Genomic DNA, 24982 nt, shown 5'->3' on the forward strand with positions numbered 1-24982 from the left:
TTTTAGAATAAATCTTTGATTTGTTTTTGTCTATTATCGTGAAAAATTAAAAGCATAATTTTATCCTCTATTATACTGTAAATTAAAGAAATTTGTTTGACTACCAATATAGTACTGAAATCAAAATCTTTGTTATAGTGACCTATCTGAGGATTTTTTGATATTATATCAATTACATTTAAGACTTCTTCGTCAAATTTTTCAGCAACTTTAATAGACCAATTTTCTACTAGATATTCATAATTTTTTAAATATGTTTTCTCGGCTTTTTCAGTCCAAATCACTTCCATATATTCCACTTTTTTCGTGTAAATATACTTTTATTGAATAGAAAAAGCACAAAATAAATAAGAAAAAACTTTCTTTTTTATTTTGTGCTTTAGTGGTTTATTAGTAGATTTAAATTACGAAACCTTACTTTTTAATGCCTCAGCATCAATATCGCTGTGTGAAACATCGTAAACTGCTTTTCCGTTTTTGATTAAAATCAATTGAGGCGATTCGTGATAAACGCCAAATCGGCTTGCAATTTCGTTGGAAATATCTCTATGCGCAATTAAGTCTAAAAAATACGCATCAACAACACCTACTAGATCGTATTCTCTTTCAAATTGTTTTAAAGCCATACGGCTGATGCTGCATCGTGTACTATGCTTAAAAATCACAACTGGTTTTTCGTTTGAAATGGCTTCGATCTCCATTAATTGACGAATATCTGTTAATTCTGTCCAGTTGACTTTGCTTTTTGCTGCTTCTGAGTTCTCTGAACTTCCGAAGATTGAATTAAAAAAACTCATATTTGGCTTAATTTATGACTTTTTGACGTGTTTAAACCGCGAAAAACTGATTTTAACCGTCATTTTGTCTGTTTTTTTTACTATGGAATATAATTTGTCTATTTCAATGCAAAGTTAAATTATTTGAGCTAAAGATTTACCTCAATAAAGCGTAACTTTAATCTTATAAAATTCAAACAAATAAAAAATCATCAAATCGTAAAAATATGAATATTAACAAGTTTACTATTAAATCGCAAGAAGCCATTCAGTTGTCGCAACAATTAGCACAGCGAAATGGCCAGCAGCAAATTGAAAATGAACACATTTTCAAAGCAATTTTTGAAGTTGATGAAAACGTGGCGCCATTTATATTGAAAAAATTAAATGTAAATGTTCCATTGTTTCTACAGCTTTTAGATGCTACAATTCAAAACTTTCCAAAAGTTTCTGGAGGCGAAATTATGCTTTCTAGAGATGCGAATAAATCTTTGAATGAAGCTGAAATAATCGCACAAAAAATGAACGACGAATACGTTTCGATCGAACATTTAATTTTAGCCATTTTTGACTCAAAAAGCAAAGTTTCTCAGATTTTAAAAGATCAAGGAGTTACAGGAAAAGGCTTGAAAGCGGCAATCGAGGAATTACGTAAAGGAGAAAGAGTAACTTCGGCTTCAGCTGAAGAAACGTATAATTCGTTGAATAAATATGCTAAAAACTTAAACGAATTAGCCCGAACAGGAAAACTGGATCCGGTTATTGGCCGTGATGAAGAAATTCGTCGTGTACTGCAAATTCTAACCCGTAGAACCAAAAACAACCCGATGCTTATTGGAGAACCTGGAGTTGGTAAAACGGCAATTGCAGAAGGTTTAGCGCATAGAATTGTAGATGGTGACGTTCCAGAAAACTTAAAAGAAAAAATCGTTTTTTCTCTAGATATGGGGGCTCTGATTGCTGGGGCGAAATACAAAGGAGAATTTGAAGAACGTTTAAAATCGGTTGTAAAAGAAGTTACAGCTGCAGAAGGAGATATTGTTCTTTTTATTGATGAGATTCATACGCTTGTAGGAGCGGGTGGAGGTGAAGGCGCAATGGATGCTGCCAACATCTTGAAACCAGCTTTGGCGCGTGGAGAATTGAGAGCAATTGGTGCTACGACTTTAGATGAATATCAAAAATATTTTGAAAAAGATAAAGCCTTAGAAAGACGTTTCCAAAAAGTGCTAATCGATGAACCAGATACAGAAAGTGCGGTTTCGATTCTTCGTGGAATTAAAGAAAAGTACGAAACGCATCATAAAGTTCAGATTAAAGACGAGGCAATTATTGCTGCGGTTGAACTTTCGCAAAGATATATTACCAATCGTTTCTTGCCAGATAAAGCGATTGACTTAATGGACGAAGCAGCTTCTAAACTGCGTATGGAAATCAATTCAAAACCAGAAGAACTGGATGTTTTGGATCGTAAAATCATGCAGCTTGAAATTGAGATTGAAGCCATTAAACGTGAGAAAGAAGAAAGTAAGCTTAAAATTTTAGGTTTGGAATTGGCCAACTTGAAAGAAGAGCGAAACGAAATCTTTGCAAAATGGAAATCAGAGAAAGATATTGTTGACGGAATTCAAGCTGTAAAACACGAAATTGAGGACTTTAAGTATGAAGCGGAACGTGCAGAACGTGACGGTGATTATGGAAAAGTAGCAGAAATTCGTTACGGAAAAATAAAAGAAGCGCAAGAACGTCAGGAAACGTTGCAAAAACAATTGCAGGAGTTTCAATCTGGAACTTCTTTAATTAAAGAAGAAGTTACCAGAGAAGACATTGCAGAAGTGGTAGCAAAATGGACTGGAATTCCGGTAACTAAAATGCTTCAGACAGAAAGAGAAAAACTTTTGCATCTGGAAGATGAATTGCACAGACGTGTAGTTGGACAGGAAGAAGCGATAGAAGCGGTGAGTGACGCTGTGAGAAGAAGTCGCGCTGGTTTACAGGATATGAAAAAACCTGTTGGAACATTCCTTTTCTTAGGAACAACTGGAGTTGGTAAAACCGAATTAGCAAAAGCTTTGGCTGAATATCTTTTTGATGATGAAAATGCTATGACCCGTATCGATATGAGTGAGTATCAAGAACGTCACAGTGTGAGCCGTTTGGTTGGTGCACCTCCAGGATATGTAGGTTATGATGAAGGCGGACAATTGACAGAAGCTGTTCGAAGAAAACCGTATTCTGTTATTTTGTTAGACGAGATCGAAAAAGCGCATCCAGATACTTTCAATATCTTATTGCAGGTTTTAGATGAAGGCCGTTTGACAGACAATAAAGGTCGTTTGGCCGATTTCAAAAACACGATTATCATCATGACTTCTAATATGGGAAGCCAGATTATTCAGGAGAAATTCGAAAATCTAAAAGGTGGAGTTGAAGCAGCTACAGAAGCGGCGAAAAACGAAGTTTTAGGGTTGTTGAAACAAACTGTTCGTCCAGAGTTTATAAATCGTATCGATGAGATCGTAATGTTTACGCCACTTACAGTAGATAATATTTCGAGAATTGTAGGTTTACAGCTGAAAGGAGTTACTAAAATGCTGGCACAGCAAGGCATTACAATGGATGCGACTCCAGAAGCGATTGCTTACTTGTCAGACAAAGGATATGATCCTCAGTTTGGAGCAAGACCCGTAAAACGTGTCGTGCAGAGAGAAGTTTTAAATCAATTGTCAAAAGAAATTTTGGCAGGAAACATAACAACAGACAGCATCATTTTATTAGATGCTTTTGATGGCAAATTGGTATTTAGAAACCAGACCGCTAATTAATTATTTTTTTTACATGTTAATCTTGAAAAGCATCAGTCTTGTACTGATGCTTTTTTTTTGTTAATAATTTCTGTCAATAACATTTTTAATAGATATGTTAAAGTTGTAAGAAAGAGGGTATATTTGATTCAAACTATAAATCATTTATATGAAAAGAAACCAAACAACATTTTTGATTTTATTTGTCATGAGCGTTTTCTTTGGAACCAAAACTTATTCGCAAGAAAGCATAGTCGTTGCGGGCGGAAAAGGCGCTGGAGCTGGAGGAACTGCAAGCTATTCAGTAGGGCAAGTTTCTGACTTAAGCCTGAAAGGAAGTGGCGGCTCTGCTCATGAAGGAGTTCAGCAGGCCTATGAAATTGCTACGTTAGGGGCGGATGAGTTTAAGGAAATTAATCTTGTGATTACTGCTTATCCTAATCCTACGATTGATGTTTTAAATCTAATTGTTTCTGATAATCAATACGATGATTTATCATTTACTCTTTTTGATATTAACGGAAAAATTGTTGCAAATACGTCAAAGGTCATTTCTTCAGAAACAAAAGTCTCCATGCAAGGATTAGCGAAAGGAGTTTATTTTCTTGCAGTAAACAGAAGCTCTAAAGCAATTAAAACTTTTAAAATTATTAAAAAATAGAAATTTAAACCGTAGAAAAATATATGAAAAAAATTACTTTGGCATTACTATTACTAAGTTCTTTTACTATTTTATTTGCTCAAGCACCACAAAAAATGAATTATCAGTCTGTTATTCGTAAGGCAGATGGGACTTTGTTAGCAAATACTCTAGTTGGCATCAAAACTAGTATCTTATTAGGTTCCGTAACTGGAACAGCTTCTTATGTAGAAACACAAACTACCACAACAAACGCTAACGGATTAGCCACAATTGAGATAGGCGGAGGAACACCTGTTACAGGAACTTTTGCCTCTGTAGACTGGGGTGCAGGATCTCATTTTATTAAAACAGAAATAGATCCAGACGGAGGAGCTAATTATACCATTAGCGGTACAAGTCAGCTTTTGAGCGTGCCTTATGCATTATATGCAGGAAGCAGTAAAACGAATGGAAAAACGAGTATTATAATTACGGGAGATATTACAGATGCACAGGCGGCGGCGCAAATAGAAGCACAGTTGGGAGCTTACACGGAAAATATTTATGTAACATCCACAACAAATTTGACAACTATTGATTTAAGTGCAGTAAAGCAACTAGTATACTTAAAAATTCAAAACAACTTAAAATTAGCAAACGTTAATTTAAGTAATCTTATTGAGGTTTATAATGATTTAGATATAGGTAATAACGATATATTAGGCTCAATTACATTTCCTGTTTTGAAAACATTACATGGATACGACACTGGAATTTTAAATAATCCATCTCTAACTTCTATTTCTTTTCCTGTTTTAACCTCTAGTAAGGGACTTTATTTTCAAAATAATTCCATTCTTACCTCTATTGACTTGCCATTATTAACAAAAGTTACAGATGAAAATTTATCGCTTAATTTTAATAAAAATGCGCTTTCGAGCTCACAAGTAAATTTAATTTTGCATCGATTGCTTAATCTTCCTGCTAATGTAGGAAGCTATGTTCAGTTACAAGATCAGAATCCTCCAGCTCCTCCGACTGGACAAGGAATTCTAGATAAGGCAACTTTAATTAGTAGAGGAATGAATGTTTCTACCGATTAATTTGAAAGGTGACGAGTTCTAAATAATTCATAAAAGCATCAGTTTAAACTGATGCTTTTTTTTATCTCTAAATTTTGAAACTTTTTATCCAATTCATATAACAAGATATCATCAAAAAAGAACCAATTTTAAATTCATAAAAATCAGCAAATTATTAATTAAAAATTAAAAATCATGAACAATATATTTAGAGGTTTATTGGCAGGATATGGAGCTAAAAAGTTAGGTGGAGGCTGTTTCGGAACAATTATAGTTTTCATTATTTTATGGGTTCTTTTAGGGCAATGCAGTTAAGAAACCATTACAGAAAATTAGGAATAAAAATCATAAATTTTTGATGTGATATTTTTGGGAAGATTCAAACAAAATGTATAGATTCGCGTCACTAAAAAAATAACAAATTAAAAGATGGCTTCAGGTTTTTTCGTTCTATTAGATGATATCGCAGCAATTATGGATGATGTTGCAGTAATGAGTAAAATTGCAGCAAAAAAAACAGCTGGAATCCTAGGCGATGATTTAGCTGTAAATGCTGAAAAAGCTTCAGGATTCGCATCATCAAGAGAGCTTCCTGTTCTTTGGGCAATTAGTAAAGGCTCTTTGCTTAACAAAATTATAATTCTTCCTATTGCATTTCTATTAAGTGCTTTTCTTCCGGTTGCAATTATTGTGATCTTGGTTCTTGGCGGATTATTTTTAGCATACGAAGGAGCAGAAAAAGTGTATGAGTTTATTGTTCCTCACAAACATGAAGAATCAGAAGGTATTACAGAAGAAACTCTAACTGAAGAACAAATTTTAGCAGTTGAAAAAACAAAGATAAAATCTGCTATCATAACCGATTTTATCCTTTCTGTCGAAATTGTAATTATCGCTTTAGGAACCGTTATAGAAGAGCCTCTAACACAGCAAATCATTGTAACATCTATTATTGCTTTAATAGCTACAATTGGTGTTTACGGTATTGTTGCTCTTATTGTGAGAATGGATGAAGCAGGTTACAAGCTTATTAAATTCAGCAAGAATGAAAAAAGCTTTTCTGCTATGATAGGTAGTGTTTTGGTAAAGGCGCTTCCTTTGGTAATTAAAGGTTTGACTGTAATTGGGACAATTGCTTTACTTTTGGTTGCAGGAGGGATTTTTGTACACTACATACCATATTTCCATCATTTGTCAGAAGAAATCAAAATGCCTGCGATTATTAAAGAATTTGTAGTAGGATTGGTTTTAGGATTTGCGGTTCTTTTGGTTGTTAACTTAGTAAAAAAGATTTTCAAAAAGAAAACGGTTTAATCTAATCCACATAAAATATACAAGAACATCAGTCGAAAGGCTGGTGTTTTTTTTTGGAGCAAAAATAACATTTTCAGTTCAAGTGCAGTCCCGCTATCCGCTATATCTTTTTTGGTTCCGATAGTTATCGGAATCAAAAAAGGATGCCGTTTCTATCGGGGCTAGACATGAAATTTCTATTTTTTCAAGAAATAAAGGTTGAAATGTATATTTTTTTTAATGAATAAAAACTTGATTTTTAGTTATTTAATTCCTTGCTGAAATTTTTAACATTTTGTTTAAAGCAACCATTGCAACTAATAGACATCTTCATAGTAATTAACAATTAATTATTATTTTATATGAAAAGTTTTAGCTTAAAATCAAGTTTAGTAGTATTATTTTTATCAATTTCATTTGCATCATGCAGTAACGACGATGAAGTTCAAGCACCAGCTCCAACTTCTAAAGCTGCTTTAGTAACCGAAATTAAAGGACCAGCAACAGGAAAAGTAAATGAAGAATTAAGCTACGATGTAACGTATGTGGTAGATAACGCTTGTGCAGAATTTGATAAAATCTCAGAAGTTACAATTGGAGACGTAAAAGGATTAGAAGTACTTGCAAAATACCCATCTGAAGTTTGCACACAACAAGTGCCAGAACCACAAAAAACAGTTTACAAATTTAAATCTGCAACAAAAGGAACTTTTGAAATCAAATTCAAAAAATCAGAAAAAGAATTCCTTACTCAAAAAGTAGTGATTGAATAATAAAAAATTTGGTTGAGTTTATTTAGGTTGAAAAGCCATTTTGCTGAGACTTACTATTTAAGTTGATGTGAAATGGTTTTTTTCTAAAAGCAAAAAATGTTATTTAATTACTATTTTGGAAACAGGTTTGTTTTTTCTTACATTTGCATACAATTCGAAAACAATCATGGAAAAAACAATAATCATAAAACCAAATTCTAAGACAGTTTCTGTTTTGAAGAAATTGGTTGATTTAAAAGAAGAACATCGAAAAGAAGTTTTAGAAAGATTAAAGAAAAAATAGAATTTCTTTATGTATACATATATTTCAGAAGAGGGTTTACACCCTCTTTTTTATTTTACAACAAAATACGGTTTACAGTATGTTGTAAGTTTTAGGAAAATGGATTTAGATAATTTTTTCTTTGAAAAATTATATTCTATTGACTTTTATGAGTCCAACAATCAAAAGTTTTTTACAGATTCTTTTGTCGAAATTACAATAGCCGCAATCATAGATGATTACTTTCAAAATAATCCCGATATCATTTTAAACTATGTTTGTGATAGTGTAGATTTTAGACAGGATTTTAGAAAAAAACTTTTTGATAAATGGTATAAAAATGCCTCAAATCTAACGTATTCTAAAGTTAATTTCGAATATTCTGTGGAAGAAGAAAATACAAAATATCACTTGAGTTTTATTTTTAAACGGCAGTTTTATGAAATTGAAAATGTTATAGAAAAAGTTAATATTCAATTGGAAGAGTTTTCAAATTTAAAATGATCTTTAATTAATATTGGTGAGATCTGTAAACTTTGTCGTTCCTCTAAAATTTACTATTTTTGCACTCTAAATTTTATGTCATGGCGAAAAGAAAGTATAAAGTATCGGTTATTCAGTTAAATCTGAATGATGTTGCCGAAAATAATCTTAAAAAATGTATCAGCTGGGTAAGAGATGCTGCAAGTCAAGGTGCTGAAGTTATCTTATTGCCTGAATTATATAGCAGTCATTATTTCTGCCAAAGCGAAGATGTAGATAATTTTGCATTAGCAGAACCGCTTTACAGCACTTCATTTATCGCATTCAGCGAATTGGCAAAAGAATTAGGAGTAGTAATTATTGTTCCTTTCTTCGAGAAAAGAATGGCTGGAATCTACCATAACAGTGCTTACATTATTGACACTGATGGAACTGAGGCTGGTTTATACCGTAAAATGCATATTCCAGACGATCCGCATTTCTATGAGAAATTCTATTTTACTCCAGGTGATTTAGGTTTTCAAGCAATCGAAACTAAAAAAGGAACTGTTGGAACTTTGATCTGCTGGGATCAGTGGTACCCAGAAGCAGCTCGTATTACAGCGCTTAAAGGTGCTGAGGTTTTATTCTATCCAACAGCAATTGGTTGGCATCCTAAAGAAAAAGAGCAATACGGAGAAAATCAGTATGGGGCTTGGATGAACGTAATGAAAGGTCACGCAGTAGCAAACGGAGTTTTTGTAGCAGCAGCAAACAGAATCGGTCTTGAAAAATATATCGACGGAACAGAAGGTATTCAATTCTGGGGTGCCTCTTTCATCGCTGGACCACAAGGAGAAATCTTAGCTCAAGCTTCTCATGATAAAGAAGAAATCTTAATTGCTGAAGTTGATTTAGATTTACAAGAAAATGTTCGTCAAAACTGGCCGTTCTTCAGAGACAGAAGAATTGATGCTTTTGGAGATATTACAAAAAGAGCAATCGATAAATAATTAGATTTATTTGAAACATAAAAAAGGACAAAATGCAAATTTTGTCCTTTTTAATTTTGTGCATCTTTTGTAAGCTTCGGAGAAGCGAAATATTTATAGCAAATAATAAAGTTTGCAAGAAAGCTCCAGCGGAGCGAAATGTCTTTTTTCAATCTAATACATGTCGCTCCGCTGGAGCTTTTTTCATTTTTTTCTATTTAAATTCTATAAATATTTTGCTCCGCTGGAGCTTTTGTATATTTTTTATAACAAAAAAGAGCTGTCTCAAATGAAACAGCTCCCTTTCTTGTTTTTAGCTTTATATGTCAATTACTTCACTTGGAAAGTAACTCTTCTCACGATCTGACGTGCCTCTTTAGAATTTTTGTTAACAGAAGTATCTTCTCCGTTAGCAATTACATTCAATCTTGATGCATCAATTCCTGCATTTACAGCTACTTTTTTCACAGCTTCAGCTCTTTTTCTAGATAACTCAGTGTTGTAGTTTGTGTTTCCAATTTCGTCAGCATAACCAATAATGTCAGCAGATTTTCCTGGATTGTTTTTCAAGTATTTCACTAAGAAATCTACTCCTGATAAAGATGCGTTTGTAGGTTTAGACGAATTGAAGTCGAAGTAAACATTTACATAACCTCCGTTGATTAATTCCTCAACAGTATTGTTTGTAGCTGTTCCAGCACCTTTCTTTTCGTAAGTTTTGTCTAAGTAGCTTTCTAACTCATCTGGCACACCATTTTGATTCGTGTCAATAGATTGTCCTTTTGTGTTAACCGCAACACCTGCAATAGAATTTGGTTCTAAATCGTACAAATCAGCAACTCCATCTTTGTCTGTATCCAAAAGACCAGTTTCGATTAAGTCCACTCTTTGTTCCAATTCGCTAATTCTATCTTCTTCGCCAACCCAGTCAGCATGTTTTTCATTTTTACCTAAGTAGAATGTTAAACCAACAGAAGCATTTAAAAGAACACCGTCAAAAGCACCTGTACTAGTGTTACCCATTCCGTCAAAGTTCCAGTTTTGTCTTCCGTTAACAATTCCGGTAAGATCTCCTGTTAAAGCAACTCTATTGCTTAATCTGATTTGTCCAGTTAAACCAGCAATACCGTGTGCCATGTAATCCTGTCCTCCAAATCCTGTTTCAGTACTAATTTGCGAAACCCCAAAACCACCATGCGCCAAAAGACCAATTGTGTTTGTCCAAGTTTCAAAATTTAAAGCACGTCCAACATTGATGACCCCTTGTAAACTTGCTCTCACATAACGGCTTTCAAAATCTGGAGTGTCTTTTTTCTCTTTAAATTGGTCGTAACCAACATCTAATTTCACCCCAAACTTTGGACTAAACATATATCGTACACCCAAATCTCCGTGGAAAAAGTTTAATGATTCTGTTGTATAACCTGGAGTCATTGTTCTGGTTGGTTTGTTAACACCACCATTAAGTTCGATCGACCATTTGTTGAATTCTTGATCTACACTTGGTTTGGTAGAAGTGGTAGCCATATTTTGAGCGCCTGCCGCAAATGATAGTAATAATAAGGATACTGATACTAATTTCTTTTTCATGATATCAAAAATTAAATTGTTTTTATTTTAAACTCTGAAACAAAATTAGCCGTCGAATTTTAGAAAGTGTTGTATATACTCTTACATAATTTCCATCTTTTGGCTTTTAATTATGTAAATCCGTTAAAATAAGTCTAATAGAAAGCATAAAAAAAGGACAAAATTCACATTTTGTCCTTTTTGCTATCCTAAAAAAAATATATTATTTCAAATCTGGCTGATAAATTTTAACAGATCCGTCTCCTTCGCTGCTCACTACAAGCAGGCTTCTTTTTGTTGGACTTTTTGAAGCTGGAATAAAAAGAATCCCTTCTGGAGCATCTCCTGTTTTTACAGTTTGTAAATATTGTGGCGAAGTTGGATTTGTTGCATCATATACCATAAATGCATCAGATCTTTCTAAACCAACAAACAAAATGTTTTGATTCCCCATTTTAGCTGCAACTACAGCTTCTGGCTCAGAACCTTTATCATCACTTCTCTTATCGTCGTAAGTTCCTAATTCATACGTTTTTTTATCAACATCATTTTTACTGTCGTAAACAATTTTTCCTGTATTTCCATTCCAGATTGAGAAAGAACGAGCTCCAAAACTTACCATTTCGTCCAAATCTCCATCTCCGTCAGTATCCCCCATATCGGCAACAAGATTCAATCTTCCTAAGTTTGCATCTAATTTTAAAGTAGCGGCATCAGGGAAAACTGTAGCATCAAGTTTTAAGCTTTTCATACGCTTAATATCAGTATTAGCAGTATACTCTCTAGCATCGCCTTCATTAGCAGTTACAAAATATGGAGTGTTATTTACTGTAAAATGGCTAATTGCATCTGGCATGTAAAGACCTTTTACTTTCCATGGATTAAAAGCAACTTTATCGTCGCTATCACTTACATCAATTGCATTTTCTGCAGTATTGTAGTCTTTTAAACCTAAAGGATAAATTGCAGTAATCGTTTTAGAAGTTAAATCAACTTTTGCAACACCATTATTTTCCTGTAAAGTTACCCAAGCAGTTTTAGAATCGTCAGAAATAGTAATGTATTCTGGTTCAATATCCTGAGCAAAGCTTTTAGCAACTTTAGAAACTCTGAATCCGTCTTTTATTAATGTAGCAGCTTGTCCGCTGAAAGAAGCGAAGTCTAAGGTAGTTACAGTATAAGAACCAGTTTCTATAATAGATACAGTTCCGTTTGGATCTTGAGAGTAATCCGTGTTTGGTTCGCCTTCATTAGCAGTCATGATAAATTTTCCGTCTGGAGAATAAGTAATCATATCAGGAAGCGCACCAACTGTAACTTGTTTGATTAAGCTGTAATCTGAAGTATTGAAAACAACAACTTTACCGTTTGCTTGTTTGTTTGTAGTCGATTCTAAAGCAACAGCCAATTTTCCGTCAAAAACAGAAACACTGTTTGCAGCACCTTCGTATGTAGCTAAATTGATTTGTCCTATTTTTAGAGGTTTTGTCGGATCAGCAATATCAATAACGTCGATTTGATTTACACCGCTGTTGTTAACTGTAAACAGTCTTTTTGTTTTTTCGCAGTAAGCAGAAATTTCAGCCGCAGCTTCTCCGCCAATTGTAATAGAACCAATTTCTTTAAAAGTTCCAGGATTTTCATTTACAAGAACTTCAGGTTCGTTGTTAGAATTTTCATCATTGTTACAGCTTGCCAATATAGAAAGAGCAGCTAATAATGAGATCGATAATTTTTTCATGTGTTAGTTTTTAGTTTTGGCAAAAGTAATTCTGAGCTTTCTGTTAAATATTAAGGATGTATTATTTAATCTTTAACTTAATTTTTGCAGGATATTTTTTGTGAAATTATTATCGAATTTGATATAAATGTTTTAAAATCCTAACGAATGCTTATCTTTGCACTTTCTAAATTAGAACCTATTTATGTCAACAAATAATAGAAGATTTCCAGCAGAATGGGAAAAACAGCAAGGAATTGTATTGTGTTTTCCGCATAATGGCAACGATTGGCCAGGAAAATACGAAGCTGTTCAATGGGCTTTTGTAGAATTTATAAAAAAAGTAGCCACTTTTGAAACTGTTTTTTTGGTCGTTGCCGATGAAAAACTGAAAGAGAAAGTAGCCGATATGTTTGAAAGAGCTCGAGTAAACATTAAAAACGTTTCTTACATTATACATAAAACCAATAGAAGCTGGATGCGTGATTCTGGACCTATTATTGTAAAAAATGGTTCTAAAAGAGAAGCTTTAAATTTCAATTTCAACGGATGGGCAAAATATAAAAACTATCAGTTGGATAAATTCGTTCCGGGTAAAGTTGCAGATTTTATTGATGTGCCACTAACTCAAGTTATGTACAAAGGAAAACCAGTAATTGTAGAAGGTGGAGCGATTGATGTAAACGGAAAAGGAACTTTGCTTACTTCTGAAGAATGTTTGATGCATCCGACAATTCAAGTTAGAAATGCTGGTTTTACGAAAGAAGATTACGAAGCTGTTTTTAAAGAATATCTTGGAGTTACAAACGTAATTTGGCTCGGAGACGGAATTGAAGGTGACGATACGCACGGTCATATCGACGATTTATGCCGATTTGTAAATGAAGATACAATTGTAACGATTGTAGAAACAGACAAAAACGATTCGAACTACAAACCGTTGCAAGATAATTTGAAACGTCTGCAAAATGCAAAATTAGAAAACGGTAAATCTCCTGTAATTGTAGCGTTGCCAATGCCAAAACGTGTTGATTTTGAAGATTTACGTTTGCCGGCGAGTTATGCTAATTTCTTGATTTTAAATAATTGTGTTTTAGTGCCAACTTTCAATGATAGTAACGACAGAGTTGCATTAAATATCTTAGCAGAATGTTTCCCTGACCGCGAAGTAATCGGTATTAGCTGTATCGATTTCATCTGGGGATTCGGGACTTTACATTGTTTAAGTCAGCAGATTCCTGCTTAGTTTTTTTGCTGCAAAGGCACAAAGGCACAAAGTTGCAAAGTTTCGGTAGCCTATGCGGTAGTTTTTCTGCCACGAATTACACGAATTGCACAAATTTTTCTTGGATGGTTTTTACCACAAATTACACAAATTAGCGCAAATTTTATTGGATAGTTTTTTTGCGTCTGTAAGGCTGAGCGAAGTCGGAGCCCGCAAAGTGTAGTCTAGCAAATTTAAATTTTAAATATATATAGCAATTAAACCCGACAAGTTTTTAAAAACCTGTCGGGTTTCGTGTGATATTAAAGTATGGCAGCTTTTTTTTGTTGTATATTTAACAGTGGGATTTGTCGTGTTTCTCTACAACCTCCTTATATTCGTATGTTCAATAATGCAGAAATGCAGATTTAAATTTTATATGAAGAAAATATTTTTTATCCTTTCCGTGCTTTCTTCCGGAGTTCTTTTTTCACAATCTGATTCGCAAGAAAAAGTTGAACTTACATTTGCAACCTACAATGTAAGTATGGAATCTGATAACTATTCTCCCAAAGGCGCAATGGGAAAATCGGAGCTGATATTGATTGATCAGCTTAAATCAGGGCACAATGCTCAAATCAGAAATATTGCCCAGATTATTCAGACTGTTCGGCCAGACGTTATTCTGCTAAATGAATTTGATTACATTAAAGATCCTGAACAAGGTGTAAAGGCATTTATTAAAAATTATTTGAACGTTAGTCAGGGTGGAGCAGAAGCCATCGATTATCCATATTACTATTATTCAACAGTGAATACTGGCCAGCCGAGTCCTTACGATTTGAATAATGATGGAAAGTTGAGTAATTTTGGAAATGATGCATGGGGATTTGGTATGTATCCTGGACAATATGGAATGATGCTTTTATCTAAATATCCGATTGATGTTAACTCGGTCCGTACTTTTCAGCATTTTAAATGGAAAGATATGCCAGGCGCATTGCTTACCAAAAAAGCAGAAGGATCAGATTGGTATAGCAAGAAAGCCTGGAAAGAATTTCCATTGTCTTCAAAATCTCATTGGGATGTTCCTGTACAGATTGGTAACAAAACAGTTCATGTTTTAGCCAGTCATCCGACTCCTCCTACTTTTGATGGTGCTGAAGATCGCCACGGAAAAAGAAATCATGATGAAATCAGATTCTGGAAAGATTATATTTCAGATAATTCGGCTTCATATATTTACGATGATAAAAGCTCAAAAGGTGGTTTGTCTCCAAATTCTCAATTTGTTATTTTGGGAGATCAAAACGCATCACCAGTTGAAGGAGACGCTATTAGAGAAGGAATAAAGTCTTTAATAGAAAATCCGAAAATCAATAACGATTTTATGCCTGCTAGTAAAGGTGGTGCCGAATTTAGTCCCGAAAACCCTTTTGGAATTAATCATACGGCTTTTTGGAAAATGCGAGCTGATTATGTATTACCATCTAGACTTGGTTTTAAATTTGTCAGTAGTGGTGTATTCTGGCCCGCAAAAGGCGAGCCAATGTCGCAATTAGTTGAAAAACGGGAATCAAGTTCAGATCATCGTTTAGTTTGGGTAAAGGTAGTTTTGGAATAAATAACTTTTCCTTTAAATTTTGATAGATTTAAAAATATAGCATAAAAAAACCTTGGTGATCGCCAAGGTTTTATTTTTTTTATATTTCTTCAGATTTATTATCTGCTCTTCATTGTCTGGTAAAAGGAGGTAAAAGTTGGCTAGCAACTTCACCAAAACCAATTCTAACTTCTGCATTTTCGCAGAAACCGCGAATAATAACCGTATCATTATCTTCAATAAATTTACGTTCTTCTCCGCTATTTAACTTTAATGGGTTTTTTCCGCCCCAAGTTAATTCTAGCATAGAACCAAAACTATCAGGAGTTGGACCAGAAATAGTTCCAGAACCCATCATGTCACCAGAATTTACACGGCATCCGTTTGAAGTATGGTGTGCCAATTGCTGACTCATTGACCAGTATAGATACTTGAAATTTGATCTTGAAATAACTGTTTCTTCTTGATCTTCAGGCTTAAGAGAAACTTCCAGATGAATATCAAAAGCTTTTTTCCCTTTTGTCTGCAAATATGGAAGTGGAGTCGGATCTTGTTTAGGACCTTTAGTTCTAAAAGGTTCCAAAGCATCCATCGTAACAATCCACGGTGAAATTGAAGTGGCAAAGTTTTTAGCTAAGAATGGTCCAAGCGGCACATATTCCCATTTCTGAATATCACGCGCGCTCCAGTCATTTAGCAAAACCATTCCGAAAATATAATCTTCAGCTTCGTAAGTAGAAATATTTTCGCCCATTACATTTACATCTGTAGTAATAAAAGCAGTTTCCAATTCGAAATCAACTAATCGAGAAGCTCCAAAAACAGGTGTGTCATGTCCAGCAGGCAAAGTTTGTCCCATTGGTCGGTGCACCGGAATTCCAGAAGGTACAATCGTTGAGCTTCTTCCGTGGTATCCAACCGGAATGTGTAACCAGTTTGGTAATAAGGCATTATCTGGATCGCGGAACATTTTGCCTACGTTTGTAGCGTGCTCTCTGCTCGAATAAAAGTCGGTATAATCGCCAATTAAAACAGGAAGTTGCATCTCTACATCTTCAATTTTAAATATAACAATATCTCGGTGTTTTGTTGAATCTCTTAACTGCGGGTTAGTCTCGTCGAAAATCTCAGCGATACGATTTCGAACCAAACGCCATGTTTTTTTTCCGTCAGAAATAAAATCATTTAGCGTATCCTGCATAAACATATCATCGGTTAATTCTATCCCTTCAAAATAGTTTAATTGCTGTAAAGCCCCTAAATCTATGGCATAATCGCCAATACGCGTTCCTACTGTAACGACATTTTCTTTGGTAAGAAACACGCCGAAAGGAATATTCTGAATAGGGAAGTCGCTATTTTCTGGCACTTCTAACCATGATTTTCTACTGGTATCGTTGGCGGTTATTGGCATGTTTAATGTTAATTATTTGTTGAAAAATTACATGTCAAATATATCATAATCTAGCAGTTTGACAAACGTTTTTTTGTATTTTTGCGTGAAATTAACGAAAAACAAAAAAATGCAACGCGACGAACAAATTTTTGATCTTATCCAAGAGGAGAAAGAAAGACAAATTCACGGACTAGAGCTTATCGCTTCAGAGAATTTTGTAAGTGATGAAGTAATGGCAGCAGCAGGGTCTGTTTTAACGAATAAATATGCTGAGGGTTATCCAGGCAAAAGATATTACGGAGGCTGCGAAGTAGTTGACGTTATTGAGCAGATTGCTATTGACAGAGCTAAAGAATTGTTTGGCGCTGAATATGCAAACGTACAGCCTCACTCAGGTTCTCAAGCAAACACTTCTGTGTACCACGCTTGTTTAAACCCTGGTGATACGATTTTAGGTTTCGATTTATCTCACGGTGGTCACTTGACTCACGGTTCCCCTGTAAACTTTTCAGGCCGTTTATACCGTCCAGTTTTCTACGGTGTAGATGCTGAAACTGGTCGTTTAGATTATGATAAAATTCAAGAAATTGCAACAAAAGAACAGCCAAAATTAATTATCGCTGGAGCTTCGGCTTATTCTCGAGATATGGATTTTGCTCGTTTCAGACAAATTGCAGATAGTGTAGGAGCAATCTTATTTGCTGATATTTCTCACCCAGCTGGTCTTATCGCAAAAGGATTAATGAATGACCCAATTCCACATTGTCATATCGTTTCTACAACAACGCATAAAACATTAAGAGGACCACGTGGAGGTTTGATCTTAATGGGGAAAGATTTCCCAAATCCACAAGGATTAACAACTCCAAAAGGAGAAATCAGAATGATGTCTTCTTTATTGGATTTAGCTGTTTTCCCTGGAAATCAAGGTGGACCTTTAATGCACATTATTGCTGCTAAAGCAGTTGCTTTTGGTGAAGCATTAAAAGACGAATTCTTTACATACGCTATGCAATTGCAGAAAAATGCAAACGCAATGGCAGATGCTTTCGTAAAAAGAGGATATAAAATCATTTCTGGTGGAACTGATAACCACATGATGCTTATTGACTTAAGAAATAAAAATATTTCTGGTAAAGAAGCTGAAAATGCATTAGTAAAAGCAGAAATCACAGTAAATAAAAACATGGTTCCATTTGACGATAAATCACCATTTATCACATCTGGTATTCGTGTAGGGACAGCTGCAATCACAACTCGTGGTTTAGTTGAAGCAGATATGGAAACTATCGTTGCTTTAATTGATAAAGTGCTGTCTGATCACACAAACGAAGACCTTATCGAAGAAGTTGCTGCTGAAGTAAACGAAATGATGAGCGAAAGACCGATTTTCAAATACTAAAAAAATAAGTCTTAAAGTTTTTAAAGTCGAAAGTCAAAAGTCTTATTTTGGCTTTCGACTTTTGCTTTTAAGGCTTTCAAACTTATAATTTTTAATTCATAACTCATAATTTTTAGAAATGGGCGTATTAAGATTACAACTGCCAACCGACCCAAGATGGGTAAATATTGTGGAGAAAAACATCGAAGAAATCCTGACAGATCACGCTTGGTGTGAACAAAAAGCAGCAACAAACGCGATTACAATTATCACAAACAACTCTGAGCATCAGGATTTGGTAAAAGATTTATTGGCTTTAGCCAAAGAAGAAATCGACCATTTTGAGCAGGTTCATAATATCATCATCAAAAGAGGATTAAAATTAGGACGTGAGCGTAAAGACGATTACGTAAACGAACTATATCAATACATGAAAAAAAGCGGAGACGGAAGCCGTGTTTCTGGTCTTGTAGAAAGACTTTTATTTTCTGCGATGATTGAAGCCAGAAGCTGCGAACGTTTTAAAGTGCTTTCAGAAAACATTAAAGACGAAGAATTAGCTCTTTTCTACAGAGAATTAATGGAAAGCGAAGCAGGACATTATACCACTTTTATAACCTACGCAAGAAAATACGGAACAGGAATCGATGTAGAAAAACGTTGGAGAGAATGGTTAGCATTTGAAGAATCTATCATTACCAACTACGGAAAAGGAGAGACGATACACGGATAGTTTTTTAGTGGTCAGTGTTCAGGTTTTTAGTGGTCAGTTGTTCTTGAATGAATTGCAGTTTTATTTTTGTCAGGCTGAGCGTCCCGAAGCTTCGGGAGAAGCCCCGTTGCTATTAAAAACTTTGCGTATCTCTGAGAAATCTCTGTGCATCTCTGTGAAATAAATTAGATGCATTGTTCAAAAGTTCAGCTTTTTGTTAATCTAATATCTGAAATCTAAAATCATAAATTCCTAAATTTGAGAGTAACCAAAATCTCGAATTATGAGAATAGAAATGGATTTAAAATTAGGGTTTAAAGATGTCATGTTTAGGCCAAAAAGATCGACTCTTAAAAGCAGATCGGAAGTTTCATTAGAACAAAATTTCAAATTTTTGCACAGCACTTCAAATTGGACAGGAATTCCGATTATGGCAGCCAATATGGATACGGTTGGAACTTTTGAAATAGCGAAGGTTTTGGCGAAAGAAAAGCTTTTTACCGCCATTCATAAACATTACTCTTTAGAAGAATGGAATCATTTTCTAAAAGATGCAAGCCCTGATTTTTACGATCATATCGCCGTAAGCACAGGAACAGGAAAAGAAGATTTTGATAAGATTGGAACAATCATTACTGCAAATCCGCTACTGAAATTTATTTGTATTGATGTGGCAAACGGCTATTCGGAGCATTTTGTCCAATTTTTAAAGAAAACCCGTAAACAATATCCAGACAAAATTATTATTGCCGGAAATGTCGTTACTGGCGAAATGACCGAGGAATTACTTTTGGCTGGAGCCGATATTGTAAAAGTCGGAATTGGTCCAGGTTCTGTTTGTACAACTCGCGTTAAAACAGGCGTTGGTTATCCTCAATTATCGGCTATAATTGAATGTGCTGATGCCGCACACGGTTTGGGCGGACACATCATAAGCGATGGCGGCTGTACAACACCAGGTGACGTTGCCAAAGCTTTTGGAGCTGGAGCCGATTTTGTTATGTTGGGAGGAATGCTTGCTGGACATTCAGAAAGCGGTGGTGAACTAATTGAAGTAAAAGGTGAAAAATTCAAACAATTTTACGGAATGAGTTCTAAAACTGCCATGGACAAACATGCAGGCGGTGTTGCAGAATATAGAGCGAGCGAAGGCAAAACCGTTCAGGTTCCGTTTAAAGGAGATGTCATTCACACTGTTTTAGACATTTTAGGCGGAATAAGAAGTACTTGTACTTATGTTGGAGCTTCAAGATTAAAAGAACTCACTAAACGAACAACTTTCATCCGCGTAAGCGAACAAGAAAATCAAGTTTTTACAAAATAATATGATTCAAATTACCGAAGCATCTCTTAATGATATTGCTAAAATTCAAGAGATTGCACATATAACTTGGCCAATTACATATGGCGAAATTTTAACTGCTGAACAATTAGAATATATGTTAGATCTCATTTATTCTGACGAAGCTTTATCAAAACAAATACAGGAGAAAGAGCAATTATTCTATTTAATTTCAGACACTCATTCCGTAATTGGTTTTATAGGAATTGAACACAATTATAAAAGTGAAGCGATAACCAAAATCCATAAAATCTATCTTTTGCCAGAAACGCAAGGAAAAGGTTATGGCAAAATAGTTTTTGAAGAAATTGGAAAAATGGCTTTAGAAAATAATTCTTCAGAACTTTTATTAAATGTAAATCGATTTAATACCGCTTTGAATTTCTATAAAAAACTAGGTTTTGAAATTAAAGAAACTATAGATATAGAAATTGGAAATGGGTATTTGATGGAGGATTATGTGATGGGGAAAAAAATATAATCGTATTGTAGGTTTTATCTTTCTTTTTTGCTTGTTAATTCGTAAGTTTGCTTTTTAATTTTTATTATGATAGAATTATTTTTAGGAGTATTGATTAGCATTGTTACAGGAATTATTTCCTCCTATATATTTTTAATGTACTTTTTAAATAGAAAAAGGGTTAATATCGAAATTTCTTCCTATATCAGTAAAGTTACATTTGAAGGGCAAACGAATTGCTTTTTTAAATTCATTAATAAAACAAACTCTGAAATTTTTGATGTACGAATTGAACCTACATTTTATAAGCAGGTTGGTGGTGTCGGTGGAATGAATATTCAAGGGAAGGATATTAAACTTAAAGATAATTTCGTTTCTTATATTCCAGCTAAGAAAAAGGATGATCCTACTAGTCTTCATGCTATGAGAGTTCATACGGTAGAAGATATAGAAACCTATTGGAATGATGAGTCGTCTTATATTAGATTGACAGTAATTGCGAAACATTCTTTATCTGGCTTTACAAATATATTTGTTAAAGATTTTTATTCAAGAGATGTAATTACAACCAAAAAGTTTAAATCAGGAGATGATTTAGATGTTGTATGATATTTAACAATTTGGATTTGGTTATTGTTTAAATTGATTGTAATATTGTAAGTATAATTTTAAATTATTTGTGATGAAAAGAGATGTAATAGTAGGATAAACTACAAAAAAAATATAAAAAAAGCCAGTTTTAATACTGGCTTTTTTTATTGATATTAACTCACAATCACATCATGCGTAAACAACAACCCTTTCACCTCCTTTAAAGAAAAAATCGCTTTCTTCAATTTTGTTTTTGATGGATCGATGGTATAATTGAAGCTCGTTCTGAAATTGGCTTTATTAGCAATTGCTTTAGAAAATTCTGCACGATACAAATCGCAATTGTCGAAAAGAACATTAGTTAAATCTACCGCCATAAAATCTACGGCAATAAGACTGCAGCTGTTGAAAGTAGTTCCTTTTAGTTTTAAAGTATAAAACTTCGAAAAGTCTAAAATACAATCGTAAAAGTGAACCTCGAAAATCAATTTGTCGCACATGGCAAAATTTACTTCTTTGATCTCACAGTTATAGAAAGTGACACTTCTAAAAGCAACATAATTAATTTTGGCTTCACTGAAAATACAATCATTAAAAGTGCAGTCGATAAAAGTTACAGCGAGAAAAGTGCAGGCAGAAAAATTACAATTATTAAAAACGCAGCATTCGAAGTCCTTAAAATTAAGATCATCTTTGCCGTAAATAATCGTATTGTATTCTTTATCAAGAAAATATTCGCTTTCTTTTTTCAACTCTTTTTGATAATTATTTGAGGCTGAAAAGGTACTAATTTGCTGTAAAATTTTCATTGAAAATCCAAAATCATTTTAAAAATAGTAGTGACTTTAGCATAAATTTAATGTAGCTTTACGCTTATTTTTTAAGCTAAAATTTATCAATTTCACGATATGGAATCAACAAGAAAAGAACATGATTTTCTGGGAGAATTAGACATTCCGAATCATTTATATTACGGAATCCAAACTTTTAGAGCCGTTGAAAACTTTAATATTACAGGAATCCCGATTTCAAAAGAACCTTTGTTTATCAAAGCTTTGGGTTATGTAAAAAAGGCAGCAGCCTTGGCAAACAAAGATTGCAAGGCGATTGATGCTAAAATTGCAGAAGCAATCTGTTACGGAAGCGATCAGGTTATTGCAGGAAAATTTGATAAAGAATTTGTGAGCGATTTAATTCAGGGCGGAGCTGGAACTTCTGTAAACATGAATGCCAATGAAGTAATCGCCAACATCGGATTGGAATATTTAGGCCACAAAAAAGGAGAATATCAATTCCTTCATCCAAACAACCATGTAAACTGTTCTCAGTCAACAAACGATGCTTATCCGTCGGCTTTTAGAATTGCTTTATATTTAAAGATGGAAAGCTTTATTAAAACTTTAGCCGGTTTAGAAATTGCATTTGCTAAAAAAGGAGAAGAGTTTAAAGATGTCTTAAAAATGGGAAGAACGCAATTGCAAGATGCGGTTCCTATGACTTTAGGACAGGAATTTAAAGCTTATGCGACCACAATTGGCGAGGATATTCAGCGTTTGAAAAATGCTCAGGAATTATTGCTTGAAATCAATATGGGAGCAACAGCGATTGGAACCAAAGTTAATGCTCCAGAAGGTTATCCAGAAATCTGCGTAAAATACTTGGCAGATGAGGTTGGAATTCCGTTGACGCTTTCGCCAGATTTAATTGAAGCAACGGTCGATACAGGAGCTTACGTTCAAATTATGGGAACTTTGAAACGTTCTGCGGTTAAGATTTCTAAAATCTGCAACGATTTAAGATTGCTGAGTTCTGGACCAAGAACTGGCTTAAATGAAATCAATCTTCCTCCGCGCCAGCCTGGATCTTCTATTATGCCAGGAAAAGTAAATCCAGTAATTCCAGAAGTCGTAAACCAAACTTGTTTTTATGTAATTGGTCAAGATTTAACGGTTACAATGGCGGCAGAAGCGGGACAATTGCAATTAAATGTAATGGAGCCAGTTATTGCTTTTGCGATGTTTACTTCGTTAGATTATCTTTCAAATGCCATTCAGACTTTAATAGACAAATGCATTGTTGGCATCACAGCAAACGTGGATCATTGTTATAATATGGTCATGAATAGTATCGGAATTGTAACGCAACTGAATCCGATTATTGGTTATGAAGAAAGTGCCAGTATTGCGGGCGAAGCTTTAAAAACAAACAAAAGCGTGCATCAGATCGCGGTTTTAGAGCGTAAATTAATCACACAAGAAAAATGGGATGAAATTTATTCTTTAGAAAATCTAATCCATCCAAAATTCATTACCAAATAGTAAAAACACATTTTAAACGAAATCCGTCAAATAATTTTGACGGATTTTTTTGTTAAATTATTTGAGTTTTGTTTTTAAGGTGTTGAAAATAAGGTTTATATTTACAATGAGTTGAATCTTATTTCTAAAAACAAAACTTTGCAAATGGTGATTTTTCCAGAAAATAATGCCGTTCCGTACAAGTATAAAATCTTAGGATTAGTATTTCTTATTTCCTTTACTTTATTTTCTCAAGAAAGTAGAAATTCAGAAATTGATTCTTCAAAAATTTGCCCTACCAAAACAGTATTTGATCTTTTTAAAAAAGAAGATGATGCTTTAGTTGTAAAACCTACAAAAAACAATTTCTTTTTATTAATTCCTGCAATTGGTTCTCAGCCAGCAACCGGTTTCTTTTTTGGTGCGGTGGCACAGTATACTTTTAAAGGAAAAGAAGAAAAAGACAAATATTCAATAGCCAACATAGGAATTACTTACACTGTAAAAAATCAATGGCTGGTAAATGTCAAAAACAATATTCTGCTTAACAATAATAAAATCTTTTTAAGCGGTGATTATAGATTGTATCTATTCTCGCAGCCTAATTATGGACTCGGAACTGATATAATTCCGCCAAGACGCGATCGCCCGCCTAGTTTTAGCATAGATTCGCTTGCTCAGGATATGGATTATAATTATTTCAAATTTCATCAGACGGTTTCTTTCGAAGTTAAGGAGAATTATTATGTTGGCGGAGGTGTAAATATAGATTGGTATTCGAGTATAAAGGACAAAGAATTGGATGTCGCAAACGGAAATTACACGTATCATTACAATTACAGCCAAAAATATGGATTTGATAATCTAGAATATTATTTGACAGGAGTGAGTTTGAATCTGGTTCACGATTCTAGAGACAATCAGGTTAATGCTTCTAAGGGCTGGTATGCCAATATAAATTATAGATTTAATCCCGTTTTGTTTAAAAATCAGAATTATAGCAATGTGCTGTTTGCAGAATACCGCAACTTTATTCCTGTTTCTCCTAAAAATCCCCGTTATATTTTGGCCATTTGGACTTACGGACAATTTGTGACGAGAGGAAAAGTACCTTATTTAAATCTTCCCGCAATTGGCTGGGACCAGCGCAGCAGGAGTGGAGAAGGGTATACGCAAGGATTGTTTAGAGGAAATGGTTTAATTTATTTGTCTACAGAATTTCGTTTCCCAATTACCTGCAATCAATTGCTGAGCGGTACGGTTTTTACCAATTTTGTTACGGCAAGCAATTCTGATACTGATTTAAAACTTTTCAAATCCATACAGCCTGCCGCTGGAATTGGTTTAAGGCTTTTGATTGATAAAGCTTCCAAAACCAATCTGATTTTCGATTATGCGTGGGGAAATAACTCCAAAGGATTCTATCTGAATGCTGGTGAAACTTTCTAATTTTTTATCTTTTCGATTTCTTTTTGAAATTAGAAGATTTTAAATTGAAGAATCTAAAATTTTAACCCTAAAAAAATAGCAAAAGCATACGCAAGGAGTCATTTTTTCTTATTTGGTTCAATTTGCGGATAATTTTTTAAGTTGTGCTTATTATGTGAATTTCAATTCCTATTTTTGTTGTATATACAAACT

22 protein-coding genes are annotated in these 24982 nt (G+C 34.1%); 16 read left to right on the top strand and 6 right to left on the bottom strand.

The window, feature by feature from the left end:
• Positions 1 to 2: 2 nt before the first annotated feature.
• Both ACWA1F_RS05915 and ytxJ read right to left on the bottom strand, forming a co-directional pair.
• Complete coding sequence (locus ACWA1F_RS05915) at positions 3 to 290, bottom strand: type II toxin-antitoxin system RelE/ParE family toxin (RefSeq protein WP_456892400.1); 288 nt, start codon at positions 288 to 290, stop codon at positions 3 to 5.
• Positions 291 to 404: 114 nt separating this feature from the next.
• The gene (gene ytxJ / locus ACWA1F_RS05920; RefSeq protein WP_456892402.1) at positions 405 to 797 is read right to left on the bottom strand and encodes a bacillithiol system redox-active protein YtxJ; all 393 of its coding nucleotides are present in this window, start codon (positions 795 to 797) and stop codon (positions 405 to 407) included.
• A 206-nt stretch (positions 798 to 1003) separates the two neighbouring features.
• Between ytxJ and clpB the strand changes: the two genes are divergently transcribed.
• From clpB to ACWA1F_RS05955, 7 genes are all read left to right on the top strand, one after another.
• Positions 1004 to 3601 carry an ATP-dependent chaperone ClpB gene (gene clpB, locus ACWA1F_RS05925; RefSeq protein ID WP_456892404.1) on the top strand — a complete coding sequence of 866 codons (2598 nt, stop codon included), beginning with the start codon at positions 1004 to 1006 and terminating at the stop codon, positions 3599 to 3601.
• Between the two features lie 148 nt (positions 3602 to 3749).
• Positions 3750 to 4241 (top strand): T9SS type A sorting domain-containing protein, encoded by a 492-nt coding sequence (locus tag ACWA1F_RS05930; protein WP_456892406.1) that lies wholly within the window; start codon positions 3750 to 3752, stop codon positions 4239 to 4241.
• 23 nt (positions 4242 to 4264) lie between these two features.
• Complete coding sequence (locus ACWA1F_RS05935; RefSeq protein ID WP_456892408.1) at positions 4265 to 5305, top strand: hypothetical protein; 1041 nt, start codon at positions 4265 to 4267, stop codon at positions 5303 to 5305.
• Between the two features lie 408 nt (positions 5306 to 5713).
• Positions 5714 to 6598, top strand: coding sequence for a DUF808 domain-containing protein (locus ACWA1F_RS05940; RefSeq protein WP_456892410.1), 885 nt, complete (start codon positions 5714 to 5716; stop codon positions 6596 to 6598).
• A gap of 341 nt (positions 6599 to 6939) precedes the next feature.
• The gene (locus tag ACWA1F_RS05945; RefSeq protein WP_456892412.1) at positions 6940 to 7350 is read left to right on the top strand and encodes a hypothetical protein; all 411 of its coding nucleotides are present in this window, start codon (positions 6940 to 6942) and stop codon (positions 7348 to 7350) included.
• A gap of 292 nt (positions 7351 to 7642) precedes the next feature.
• Entirely contained in the window at positions 7643 to 8116 is a 474-nt protein-coding gene (locus ACWA1F_RS05950; RefSeq protein ID WP_456892414.1) for a DUF6169 family protein, read from the top strand.
• Positions 8117 to 8196: 80 nt separating this feature from the next.
• Complete coding sequence (locus ACWA1F_RS05955; RefSeq protein WP_306157815.1) at positions 8197 to 9087, top strand: carbon-nitrogen hydrolase; 891 nt, start codon at positions 8197 to 8199, stop codon at positions 9085 to 9087.
• A 309-nt stretch (positions 9088 to 9396) separates the two neighbouring features.
• Here ACWA1F_RS05955 and ACWA1F_RS05960 read toward each other — a convergent pair whose 3' ends face one another.
• A complete protein-coding gene (locus ACWA1F_RS05960) occupies positions 9397 to 10656 on the bottom strand; it encodes an OmpA family protein (RefSeq protein ID WP_306157817.1) in 1260 nt (419 codons plus the stop codon).
• Positions 10657 to 10858: 202 nt separating this feature from the next.
• On the bottom strand, positions 10859 to 12376 hold the full coding sequence (locus ACWA1F_RS05965; RefSeq protein WP_456892417.1) for a choice-of-anchor I family protein: 1518 nt from the start codon (positions 12374 to 12376) through the stop codon (positions 10859 to 10861).
• Positions 12377 to 12560: 184 nt separating this feature from the next.
• Here ACWA1F_RS05965 and ACWA1F_RS05970 point away from each other — a divergent pair, with 184 nt between their 5' ends.
• Both ACWA1F_RS05970 and ACWA1F_RS05975 read left to right on the top strand, forming a co-directional pair.
• Complete coding sequence (locus tag ACWA1F_RS05970) at positions 12561 to 13601, top strand: agmatine deiminase family protein (protein WP_456892419.1); 1041 nt, start codon at positions 12561 to 12563, stop codon at positions 13599 to 13601.
• 397 nt (positions 13602 to 13998) lie between these two features.
• Entirely contained in the window at positions 13999 to 15183 is a 1185-nt protein-coding gene (locus ACWA1F_RS05975) for an endonuclease/exonuclease/phosphatase family protein (RefSeq protein WP_456892421.1), read from the top strand.
• Positions 15184 to 15292: 109 nt separating this feature from the next.
• Here the strand turns inward: ACWA1F_RS05975 and fahA are convergent, their stop codons facing one another.
• Positions 15293 to 16576 (bottom strand): fumarylacetoacetase, encoded by a 1284-nt coding sequence (fahA, locus tag ACWA1F_RS05980; protein WP_306157825.1) that lies wholly within the window; start codon positions 16574 to 16576, stop codon positions 15293 to 15295.
• A gap of 109 nt (positions 16577 to 16685) precedes the next feature.
• Between fahA and glyA the strand changes: the two genes are divergently transcribed.
• From glyA to ACWA1F_RS06005, 5 genes are all read left to right on the top strand, one after another.
• Positions 16686 to 17960 (top strand): serine hydroxymethyltransferase, encoded by a 1275-nt coding sequence (glyA, locus tag ACWA1F_RS05985; protein WP_306157827.1) that lies wholly within the window; start codon positions 16686 to 16688, stop codon positions 17958 to 17960.
• A 118-nt stretch (positions 17961 to 18078) separates the two neighbouring features.
• Entirely contained in the window at positions 18079 to 18672 is a 594-nt protein-coding gene (locus ACWA1F_RS05990; protein WP_132079980.1) for a MiaE family protein, read from the top strand.
• Between the two features lie 262 nt (positions 18673 to 18934).
• Positions 18935 to 19975 (top strand): GMP reductase, encoded by a 1041-nt coding sequence (locus ACWA1F_RS05995; RefSeq protein WP_456892424.1) that lies wholly within the window; start codon positions 18935 to 18937, stop codon positions 19973 to 19975.
• A 1-nt stretch (position 19976) separates the two neighbouring features.
• A complete protein-coding gene (locus ACWA1F_RS06000; RefSeq protein WP_456892426.1) occupies positions 19977 to 20474 on the top strand; it encodes a GNAT family N-acetyltransferase in 498 nt (165 codons plus the stop codon).
• A 66-nt stretch (positions 20475 to 20540) separates the two neighbouring features.
• On the top strand, positions 20541 to 21062 hold the full coding sequence (locus ACWA1F_RS06005) for a hypothetical protein (protein WP_456892427.1): 522 nt from the start codon (positions 20541 to 20543) through the stop codon (positions 21060 to 21062).
• A gap of 155 nt (positions 21063 to 21217) precedes the next feature.
• On the opposite strand, the gene ACWA1F_RS06010 is transcribed toward ACWA1F_RS06005, so the two are convergent.
• Positions 21218 to 21796, bottom strand: coding sequence for a pentapeptide repeat-containing protein (locus tag ACWA1F_RS06010; protein ID WP_456892429.1), 579 nt, complete (start codon positions 21794 to 21796; stop codon positions 21218 to 21220).
• A gap of 156 nt (positions 21797 to 21952) precedes the next feature.
• On the opposite strand from ACWA1F_RS06010, the gene aspA reads away from it, so the two are divergent.
• Positions 21953 to 23362 carry an aspartate ammonia-lyase gene (gene aspA / locus ACWA1F_RS06015; protein WP_456892431.1) on the top strand — a complete coding sequence of 470 codons (1410 nt, stop codon included), beginning with the start codon at positions 21953 to 21955 and terminating at the stop codon, positions 23360 to 23362.
• Between the two features lie 144 nt (positions 23363 to 23506).
• On the top strand, positions 23507 to 24790 hold the full coding sequence (locus ACWA1F_RS06020; RefSeq protein WP_456892433.1) for a BamA/TamA family outer membrane protein: 1284 nt from the start codon (positions 23507 to 23509) through the stop codon (positions 24788 to 24790).
• Positions 24791 to 24982 lie beyond the last annotated feature (192 nt).

The sequence above is a fragment of the Flavobacterium erigeronis genome (assembly GCF_054075165.1).

Bases quoted from the DNA above. Each gene is read 5' to 3' on its own strand.
- ACWA1F_RS05915 (WP_456892400.1), bottom strand. From the start codon at position 290: ATGGAAGTGATTTGGACTGAAAAAGCCGAGAAAACATATTTAAAAAAT.
- ytxJ (WP_456892402.1), bottom strand. From the start codon at position 797: ATGAGTTTTTTTAATTCAATCTTCGGAAGTTCAGAGAACTCAGAAGCA.
- clpB (WP_456892404.1), top strand. From the start codon at position 1,004: ATGAATATTAACAAGTTTACTATTAAATCGCAAGAAGCCATTCAGTTG.
- ACWA1F_RS05930 (WP_456892406.1), top strand. From the start codon at position 3,750: ATGAAAAGAAACCAAACAACATTTTTGATTTTATTTGTCATGAGCGTT.
- ACWA1F_RS05935 (WP_456892408.1), top strand. From the start codon at position 4,265: ATGAAAAAAATTACTTTGGCATTACTATTACTAAGTTCTTTTACTATT.
- ACWA1F_RS05940 (WP_456892410.1), top strand. From the start codon at position 5,714: ATGGCTTCAGGTTTTTTCGTTCTATTAGATGATATCGCAGCAATTATG.
- ACWA1F_RS05945 (WP_456892412.1), top strand. From the start codon at position 6,940: ATGAAAAGTTTTAGCTTAAAATCAAGTTTAGTAGTATTATTTTTATCA.
- ACWA1F_RS05950 (WP_456892414.1), top strand. From the start codon at position 7,643: ATGTATACATATATTTCAGAAGAGGGTTTACACCCTCTTTTTTATTTT.
- ACWA1F_RS05955 (WP_306157815.1), top strand. From the start codon at position 8,197: ATGGCGAAAAGAAAGTATAAAGTATCGGTTATTCAGTTAAATCTGAAT.
- ACWA1F_RS05960 (WP_306157817.1), bottom strand. From the start codon at position 10,656: ATGAAAAAGAAATTAGTATCAGTATCCTTATTATTACTATCATTTGCG.
- ACWA1F_RS05965 (WP_456892417.1), bottom strand. From the start codon at position 12,376: ATGAAAAAATTATCGATCTCATTATTAGCTGCTCTTTCTATATTGGCA.
- ACWA1F_RS05970 (WP_456892419.1), top strand. From the start codon at position 12,561: ATGTCAACAAATAATAGAAGATTTCCAGCAGAATGGGAAAAACAGCAA.
- ACWA1F_RS05975 (WP_456892421.1), top strand. From the start codon at position 13,999: ATGAAGAAAATATTTTTTATCCTTTCCGTGCTTTCTTCCGGAGTTCTT.
- fahA (WP_306157825.1), bottom strand. From the start codon at position 16,576: ATGCCAATAACCGCCAACGATACCAGTAGAAAATCATGGTTAGAAGTG.
- glyA (WP_306157827.1), top strand. From the start codon at position 16,686: ATGCAACGCGACGAACAAATTTTTGATCTTATCCAAGAGGAGAAAGAA.
- ACWA1F_RS05990 (WP_132079980.1), top strand. From the start codon at position 18,079: ATGGGCGTATTAAGATTACAACTGCCAACCGACCCAAGATGGGTAAAT.
- ACWA1F_RS05995 (WP_456892424.1), top strand. From the start codon at position 18,935: ATGAGAATAGAAATGGATTTAAAATTAGGGTTTAAAGATGTCATGTTT.
- ACWA1F_RS06000 (WP_456892426.1), top strand. From the start codon at position 19,977: ATGATTCAAATTACCGAAGCATCTCTTAATGATATTGCTAAAATTCAA.
- ACWA1F_RS06005 (WP_456892427.1), top strand. From the start codon at position 20,541: ATGATAGAATTATTTTTAGGAGTATTGATTAGCATTGTTACAGGAATT.
- aspA (WP_456892431.1), top strand. From the start codon at position 21,953: ATGGAATCAACAAGAAAAGAACATGATTTTCTGGGAGAATTAGACATT.
- ACWA1F_RS06020 (WP_456892433.1), top strand. From the start codon at position 23,507: ATGGTGATTTTTCCAGAAAATAATGCCGTTCCGTACAAGTATAAAATC.